This is a genomic window from Limibacillus sp., from assembly GCA_037379885.1.
Lineage (GTDB): Bacteria > Pseudomonadota > Alphaproteobacteria > Kiloniellales > CECT-8803 > JARRJC01.
The window spans coordinates 1-8493 of the sequence record JARRJC010000061.1; the positions used below are offsets into that span (position 1 = coordinate 1).

Genomic DNA, 8493 nt, shown 5'->3' on the forward strand with positions numbered 1-8493 from the left:
ATCAAAGGGAATCTTGAGTACGCCAGCAACTTTTTGAAGGAGAACGCACCGCACCTGCGGATGAATGTTCCCGATGGCACGTACTTTGGATGGCTGGATTGTCGGTCTGTGGGACTCACTCATAACGACCTGGAACACTTTGCTGTACACAAGCTGAAGCTAGCCGTCCTTGACGGATCCCAGTTCGGTGAAAACGGAGCTGGCTTCCTGCGATTGAACCTGGGCACGCAGCGTTCCCGCGTTGAGACAGCGATGGAGCGTATTGCCGAGGCGACACGCTAGAACCTGGGCGAAATCAGCGTTGCTACCGGAGTCTGCGCTCACTAGATTCAAGACGAGCCTCCGGAATACCCGGGGCGGTTCAACGAGACGTAGGAGACGAAAATGGGAACATCGCAGCTCGAGATGATCATGCACCCCTTACTGGCCAAGCGGGATCAGAAGGCCATTCTGGACCGTATTCAAGGCCTCATGAAGCGTGAAGGATTTGACGTGCTGGTTCTGGTGAAGCCAGAAAATGTTCTCTATTCTACGGGCTACTACTCCAGATTCGCCTATGCACCGGGTGTTCCCGCTGGAAGCCAGGCGGTGGTAGTTATTCCGGCAAAGGGGACGCCGCATCTAGTCATCAACCTGATGGAAAGTGATGATGCCCCTAGGATGACAACAGGGATCGAGGTTTCGGCCATGCCCGGTTTCGTCTTCGTAGACGACGGGACACCGGAGTCGCACCAGGAACGAGGCGCGGGCCTTGACGCACTGGCTGGGTTCAAATCTGCACTGTCCCTGGCCCAAGACCTTGCTCCCAACGGTAAGATCGGCATTGAGAAGGGCATTCTGCTCGGAGGGATTCTCGCCTACCTCGATAGCCAGGTAAAGCAGGATCAAGCAGTGGACTGCAACAGCTTGATCATGGAAGCGCGCCTGATCAAGACGCCTTGGGAAATCGATATGCTGAGGATGACGGCCCAGCACTTCGAACGCACCTTGGGGCGCGTTGCTCAGCAGCTCGAGCCCGGGATGAACGCCATGGTTCTCGATAAGCTGATCCAGTCGTCGGGCTGGGCAGAAGATACGGAAAACTCCTTGACTCTCATGGGCTACCAGATTGGAATCGGACCTTATTGGGGCGTTTCCTATGCGCCTCGGAATTACGTTATTAAGAGGGGCGATATCTGCCGCATCGATGGCGGTGGGCAGCATCTGGGATACATCAGTGACATCACGCGTTCCTGGGCCGTTGGTGGTTCGCCGGACGCCAAGCACGTGGAGACCTATGCCGCTTTGTATTCCGGGTTCCAGAAAGGTGTCGAGATGTTGAGACCTGGCGTGAAGATGTCGGACCTCTATGCTGCCGTGCGGGCAGAAGTGGAAAAGTCGTCGGTCATTCCTGTCTACGCCCGAGGCCACGTGGGGCACAGCATCAGCGTCTCTCCGACGGTCGAGGACAATCCCAAGTTCGCACCCGGTGTGGATATCGAATTCCAGCCTGGCATGGTTGTGAGTTTGGAGACCTCGTACATGGCAGCGGAGGGTGCGCCAGCGCCGGGACCGTACAACATTGAAGACTCCTTTGCGATTACCGACACGGGGCACGAGCGGTTCACCACTGCGCCGGATTCGCTGGTCTGGGACGGCTCACTCTGAGCGAGGGCTCGTCCAAAGCATTCCCCCAGGAACGGGGCCCCGTTTCTGGGGCGATTTCAACGCCCGTGCCACCTCGCCGGGGCGCGCGCGCCGCGCGTTGGACTGCACGGAGAGCTGTTGGTCGATCGTCGGGCGCACGGGTGCCGGCGGGATCGGGTTGGAGCGACGGAGCGGCGCGTCATTGCTCGGTTGCCGTCAGGCGCCATCGCCGGAACCCAGCGCCGATCGATGCTATCTTGCCGGCCGATGGTGAAGCGCGCTGGCTCCCCGCTTCTCGTTGTCGCTCTGGCGACGTGTCTCACATCGGTGGCTTGCGAAGGTTCGTCGGCACCGAACTCTTGACCCGGACTTTGTTCGGGCAAGGGATAGTTTTGGCAGACACCAAAACTGCACGGCCCTCGCTTCGGGCCTTCGAGTCGGCTTCACCGAAATCGACGGTGCGCTAGGCCCGGGACCGGCCAGACCTTGCGGTCTGCCGTGCTAGTAGCCCACGAGTTGCTTCCCGAGACTCTCAGGCATACGTTTCACAGGAATGGCGCATCGGGAGACGACGCAGGAGGAAACGGAATCGTCCTCCCCAGTAGTCGTCTCGCCCGTCCTCTCGCGCTCGTTTTCGGACCCCGAAGAGCTGGCCGAAGGCATTCCGGAAATTGATGGAGAGTTTGTCCAGGTCAGTCCTGGCGCGTTCCACGCGCGGGTGTCGCGGGTCGAGCTGAGCGAGGTGAGGCTCCATCAGACCTACAGCTTGCCGGAGACGGTCAGCGAGATGGCGATTGACGACTCGACGCTCTTCCTCAGCGCGTCCCTCCAATGCGATGGTCCACTGCTCGTCCATGGAAAGGAGCTCGAGCCACGGAAGCTCTTCATTCCTGAAGGCGAGTTCGTGCGCCACGCGCGGAACTTCCGAGCATTGTGGATCGGGTTGAACCGGAAACAGGTCGAGTCGACTGTCTGCGCGCTCCTGGGAGTGGACGAGATCCGGCTGCCAAACGGCTTTCTCTGGGGCCACCACGAGCTCGAACGCGCCCTGGTCGGGACCATGGCCGCCCAAGCCGACGTGATGCTAAAAAAGCCTGAGCGCCTTGCGGACGCGCCGGCTCGCAACGCAGCGAACTACGCGCTGATGTCGCGCGCTTTGGAGCTCCTCGTCGCGGTCTGTGAGGGCAGTCGCCCGACCGAGGCTCCCCCAGTCGGCAAGGCACGCATCGTTCGACGCTGCAACGAGCACTTCGATGCGTTCGGACACGAGCGCTTGTCCCTCGCCGATCTCGCTAAGGCGGCGGGCGTCAGTGCGAGGTCCGTCAACTATGCGTTCAACGATCTCTACGGCATGTCTCCGATGCGGTACTTCGGTCTCAAGCGGCTCGGTAGAGCCCGGAGCGAGCTCCGACGGTCGAGCGCGGATCGGGGCACAATCAAGCGGGTCGCGCTTGCCACGGGCTGCACGCATCTAGGGCGTTTTGCCGCCGAGTATCAGGCGCTCTTCGGTGAGCTTCCCTCGGTCACCCTCGACGAGCGGTAGCCCCTGGTGACCGCCGTGGGGCTCTCAGCCGCCGCTTTTGCGCCGATTGCGAAGTGTGCCCGCTCCTTGCTGCTGCCACGGTCGATTGAAGATGGGTGAGACCGTGATGCGAATCTGCCATTCCGGGCCGCTTCCGTCAGGTGGGGGCGTGTAGCCCCACAGTTGAGCTGCGAGCTTGAGAGGGAAATCCTTCTTGCCGAGGGCGCCCACTTTGGAGATGCCTACCCCGAGTGGAAAACGCAGGAGATTGTTGTCGCGAACATAGGACCAGTTTGGGCTCGCAGCGACCTGCCAGCCCCCACCCAGGTTGATCGCGTAGAAGTACTGACCGCCCACCGACTGAACATCGCTGGGGAAGCTCCAGAAGTAACCAACGATGGCGCCCCATACGTTGCCGGTTTTCTTCGAGGCGTAACCGATCACGATTTCCGGCCCGAAAGTCCAGTCGGCCCGCAGCTCCGACTTGGAGCCCGTTGGAAAGACCGTGTTGACCCCACCCATCAGCAGGAGACCGTTCTTGAAGGTCTTTCCGAATACGCTGTCGAGCGCGACGTTTCCGAACTGCACGGCGCCGTCGACGTTTCCGCTCGCGGTGACGAATGGTTGGCCGAAATCGACGGAGATCAACGGCCGAAACAGAAGGTTCCCGCGATAGGTCTCGAACGGCAGAACCGGTTGGATGTTCAACCTGAAAGAGCCGCGATGCGCGCCTGGCAAAGAGCCTCCGTTCTGCGTGACGTCCATGAAGGTGGTCAGCTGTAGGACTGGCGCGCTCGGGTTCGCGAGCTTGGAGGCAAGCTCTGAGCTCCCGCTCCCAGTCCTCTTTTGGGGTGCACGGAGGTCACCGACCGACTCGGTGTTGCACACGTCTTGATAGTTGTGCGGATGCTCCGCGTGGGGGTCGTCACAGTGGGGCGCCGGGGACTTGCCCTGCGCGCGCAAACTCTTCGACGCCTCGGGTGGATCGTCCTCGGCGAGGCTCGGGCTGGCCCACAGGGCCGTGGCGACCAGCACGGTCGGCAGATGAATGGCTCGCCAGCGGGCGGCAGGCTTCACGAGTGAGCGCTGGGCAAATCCTCTTCGCGTGAAATTCCGCACGTTGAGCCGATAATACGAACTCGTATCTCTCGCAACGAATTTCGGTATCCAGATCTTGCAAGCCGTCGAGTGGGCTCGCGTGCAATCGATGACCGGATTGGGGTTGACGAGGGTCGAGTTGATGGCGTTGAAGCAGAGCCCGCCCTCGAGGCTCACCTTGATGCGGTTGGTCCACTCGAAAGGGAAGAGGCTGGTGCCGAGTGTCAGGGCGTTGAACGGGATGAGGCCCGCGCCGACACGATGGCTGCGCGCTGGCCCCCACGTTCGCTTTCGACTCTAACCGAGCTACTCCAGCGTGTTCTTGTAGATCACGCCGTCCTTCATGATGACCTTCAGGTTGTTCTGGTCGGTCACGGCGCTCAAGTCTTCGAGCGGGTTGCCGTCAACCAACAGCAGATCGGCGTAGGCGCCCTCTTTGACGACACCGAGGTCGCCGTCCGGATAGGGGTTGCGGAGGCCGCTCATCTTGAAGAGCTCGCCGGCGGTGCTGGTCGCCATGCGCAGAATCTCGACGGGCTTATACCATTTCAGCAGCCGCTCCATCATCTTGGCCTGCTCCGCAAACACCTCCGGGGGTACGAAGAAGAGGTCGGTGCCATACGTGACTTTCAGCTTCGGGATCTTCTTTGCCGTGTCGTACACGAAGGCCGTGCCTTTGCAGACGATGGCCAACTTGGAGTTCGAGAAGTCGTCCAGCTGCGGCTCGTTGCAGACCGTGAACGGTTGGGTGCTCAGGAAGACCCCCTCTTTGGCCATCCGCTTCAGCGTCTTCTTGTCGAGCAACTGACCGTGGCCGACGTCCTTCACGCCCGCATCGATCGCCATGTTGATCGATTCAGGATGGTAGGAGTGAATCGTGACGTAGGTCCCCCAGTTCGCCGCCGCGTCGACGGCCGCCTTGACCTCGCCGTAGGTGTATTGGGTTCCGAGAAGTGGATCCGCCGGTGACGAGTAGCCGCCGCCGGCAGCGATTTTTATGTGCGATGCCCCGTGACGAAGGTTCTCTCGCGCGGCGGCGAGCACCTCGGGAACCCCATCAGCAAGCGTCGCGTGGCCTTGCTCGAATATCGCCTCGACCTTGCCGCCAAATCGCGGGTGCCTCTGATTGGGGAAGCGGAAGTCGCCATGGCCGGCGGTTTGGCTGATCATGGCTCCCGCAGGATAGATGCGCGGCCCCGCGACGCGCCCCTCGTCGATCGCCATCTTCAAGGGAAACGTGTCGCCGCCCATGTCGCGCACGGTGGTGAAACCACGCATCAGCATGGCTTCGGCGTCGCCGACGGAATGGATATAGCTGTAGCCGGGTGGGCCGACCATGAGCTTCATCTGGGGCACCGAGGCGAAGGCGAGGTGCGTGTGCGTATCCGCCAGCCCCGGCATCACGGCGCGGCCGCCACCGTCAATGACCGTTGCCTCGCCGCCGGCGCTGGCATCGGGTGAGATGCGGGCCACCTTGTTGTCCTCGATGAGGATGTTGGTCGTCTGGGACAGCCGATCGCTGACTCCATCGAAGACCCTGACATTCCTCACGAGGATTGCGCTCTTGGGCGTCGAGTCTTGGGCCGCCGTAGTCCCTGCAAGGCTCGCGAGTGCGAGCGCCAGGACCGAGGCTGCTCTTCGGGGCGTGGTCGTAGCGAATGCGCTCATTTCTTCTCCTATCGATGGCTTAGCAGTGAGGATAGAAGCGCCTCGCCCGCGTGCTAGCAAGAGTTTGTATCCAGATCTTGCAAAGAGCCTGCAAGAGGCTTCGGATCCGGCCCGCCAGGGGCTAAGCAAAGACCTACAAGAAGAGGGGAGGACTACGTGACTCGACTATGCTCCACGTCTGCGCTTTGCGTCGCGCTGTTCGTTCTAGGTTGCAAGCCCGGATCCAAACCGGCTGCGGATCAGGCACCTCCGGACACCAAGACGCCGGCACCCGCGGCCGAGGCTCCCATCGTCGAAGGCCTCGATCTCGTCATCGCCAACGGCAGGGTCATGGACCCCGAAACGAACCTCGACGCAATCCGTAACGTGGGCGTGAAGGACGGGAAGATCGTCGTCATCAGCGAGGACAGCCTGAAGGGCGCGCGCAAGATCGACGCCACGGGCCACGTCGTGGCCCCGGGTTTCATCGACTACCACAGCCATGCCCAATCGCCCTTCGGAATGAAGGTCTATGCGCGGGACGGAGTCACCACGCCGATGGACCTCGAGCTCGGCGCGTTTCCGGTGAACGATTTCTATGACTACTGGGAAGATACGGGCGCGCTTGTGAACTATGGCACGTCGGTCTCGCATGCCTTCGTTCGCGTTGCGGTGCTCGACAAAGTGGACCCCAAAGGACGCGCCATCTACACCGGCGCCTTAGGCGCGGCGATGAAAGACGGCGCCCAGTTCAAGACGAAAGTCTACGATGCGGACGACGAACCCGCGATCCTGGCGGCCGTCGAGCAGGGGCTGAAGCAGGGGGGAATCGGCATCTCCTATCCGATCGGCTACTACACCATCGCAAGCAGCCCGGAAGTCATGAACGTGGCCGCGCTGGCTCACGAGTACGGGGTTCCCATCACGTCTCACGTGCGCTTTCTCGCGCAGATTCCCCCGAGCGGCTACTTGGGCATGGAAGAGATGCTAACGGTGGCGGAGCTCCAAGACGTCCCCCTGCTTCTTCATCACATTCCCAGCAACTGCCTCGGGTTGACCGAGAAATGCCTCGACCTCATCGACGCCGCACGCGGCAAGGGGACCAACGTCATCGGCGAGTTCTACCCGTATACCTTCGCTGGGACCTACGTCGATGCCGACTACCTCAAGCCCGGCTACAAGGAAAGGCTGGGGATCGAAGCCTCCGATCTCGTGGTGACCGCAACCGGCGAGAAACTGACCGACGAGAAGTTCGACCAGCTCAGGACCAAAGCCCCGGGCACCGGCCTTCTGATGTACTCCATGAAGGAGCAATACGTCGAGGCGGCCATGAAGCGGCCAGGGATCATCGTCGGGTCCGACGGGATGCCTTGGCTCTTCAACGATGGCTACGGGGGCGATTACGACACGCCGTACGGCAGCGGTAAGGGCCACCCGCGAGGTGCCGGCACCCACGCCATGATCCTGCGACTCGTGCGCGAGAAGCAGACAATCCCGCTGATGGATGCGGTTGCGAGGATGAGCTATCTGCCAGCTAAGTTCCTAGGCCCGATGGTGCCGCAGATGCAGACGCGCGGCCGCCTTCAGGAAGGCATGACGGCGGACATCACGATCTTCGATCCGGATACCGTCACCGACAATGCGTCTTTCGAGGATGGCAAGAACACGCTGCCCTCGACCGGAATTCCCTACGTGATCGTCAATGGCACGATCGTCGTCGACGACTCCAAAGTCCAAAAGGTGTCTGCAGGCGTGGCGATTCGAAACAAGATCGTGAACTAGCGCAGATCACCGAGCCAGGGCATCGGTCCTCGGCTTTTCGACGCCCACAAGTGCCTAGCGTCGACGGTTCCGCCGGAGCACATCAAAGACCGCGAACATCGCGCCGACCTCGGCGAACTCCCGATTGACATCGGGGATTTGTGACATTGTCATAAGAATGTCTGGGAACGCGTTTTGCTCGTGTCCTTTGGACGTGTTCTCATCGATACCTGTCCTCGAAACCGTTCGAGAATCGTCGGAATCGGGTGAACTGCTGGCTGTGTCCTTACCCAACGCCATCCTGCCCAGGGTCAGCTCGAAGGCGCGGCGCCGCTCGATTGCGGAAACGCTGGCGAAGCGCTAGTGTCTTACTAGTAAGAATTGCTGGAGACTACTCATGAGCAGCATCGCCACCACAAGACTCTCGTCCAAGGGCCAAATCGTCATTCCCGAGGAGGTTCGCAAGGAGCTCGGCCTCGAGCCCGGGGCTCAGTTTGTCGTCATGGGTGAAGGCGACGTCGTAATCCTGAAGAAGATCGAGGCACCGGACAGGCGAGAGTTCCAGGCGCTCGCTCGCAAGGTGCGAAGTCAGGCCCGCAAGGCCGGAGTCAAGCGCTCCGAGATCAAGAAAGCGGTCCGCGCGTCCCGTCGTCGGGGATGAGAGTCGTCCTCGACACCAACGTCCTGATGTCAGGCATCTTCTTCGCAGGGCCTCCGGCCACAATCCTTGCCGCCTGGGCAGAGGGCGAGCTCGAGCTGCTGGCGAGCGTGGACATCCTGGCGGAGTATCGCCGTGTCGGCGATCGTCTCGGGAAGAAATACCCGTCGGTCGATCTGGA

General features: G+C 61.2%; 8 protein-coding genes. 6 read left to right on the forward strand and 2 right to left on the reverse strand.

Annotation, left to right across the window (positions count from 1 at the left end; genetic code table 11):
- The 3 genes from P8X75_13370 to P8X75_13380 form a co-directional block, all read left to right on the forward strand.
- Nucleotides 1-282: hypothetical protein (locus P8X75_13370; GenBank protein ID MEJ1996170.1), on the forward strand; the 282-nt coding region annotated here is incomplete at its 5' end.
- Nucleotides 283-384: 102 nt separating this feature from the next.
- A complete protein-coding gene (locus P8X75_13375; GenBank protein ID MEJ1996171.1) occupies nt 385-1647 on the forward strand; it encodes a Xaa-Pro peptidase family protein in 1263 nt (420 codons plus the stop codon).
- A 532-nt stretch (nt 1648-2179) separates the two neighbouring features.
- Complete coding sequence (locus P8X75_13380) at nt 2180-3169, forward strand: helix-turn-helix domain-containing protein (protein ID MEJ1996172.1); 990 nt, start codon at nt 2180-2182, stop codon at nt 3167-3169.
- 24 nt (nt 3170-3193) lie between these two features.
- Here the strand turns inward: P8X75_13380 and P8X75_13385 are convergent, their stop codons facing one another.
- Both P8X75_13385 and P8X75_13390 read right to left on the reverse strand, forming a co-directional pair.
- A complete protein-coding gene (locus P8X75_13385; GenBank protein MEJ1996173.1) occupies nt 3194-4423 on the reverse strand; it encodes a hypothetical protein in 1230 nt (409 codons plus the stop codon).
- Between the two features lie 129 nt (nt 4424-4552).
- Nucleotides 4553-5914 carry an amidohydrolase family protein gene (locus tag P8X75_13390; GenBank protein MEJ1996174.1) on the reverse strand — a complete coding sequence of 454 codons (1362 nt, stop codon included), beginning with the start codon at nt 5912-5914 and terminating at the stop codon, nt 4553-4555.
- A 156-nt stretch (nt 5915-6070) separates the two neighbouring features.
- Between P8X75_13390 and P8X75_13395 the strand changes: the two genes are divergently transcribed.
- From P8X75_13395 to P8X75_13405, 3 genes are all read left to right on the forward strand, one after another.
- Nucleotides 6071-7675: an amidohydrolase family protein gene (locus P8X75_13395; protein MEJ1996175.1), complete on the forward strand. Its 1605-nt coding sequence runs from the start codon at nt 6071-6073 to the stop codon at nt 7673-7675.
- A 376-nt stretch (nt 7676-8051) separates the two neighbouring features.
- A complete protein-coding gene (locus P8X75_13400; GenBank protein MEJ1996176.1) occupies nt 8052-8315 on the forward strand; it encodes an AbrB/MazE/SpoVT family DNA-binding domain-containing protein in 264 nt (87 codons plus the stop codon).
- Nucleotides 8312-8493, forward strand: a 182-nt coding sequence (locus P8X75_13405) for a PIN domain-containing protein (protein MEJ1996177.1), incomplete at its 3' end; no start/stop codon positions are given. The genes P8X75_13400 and P8X75_13405, both read left to right, overlap by 4 nt.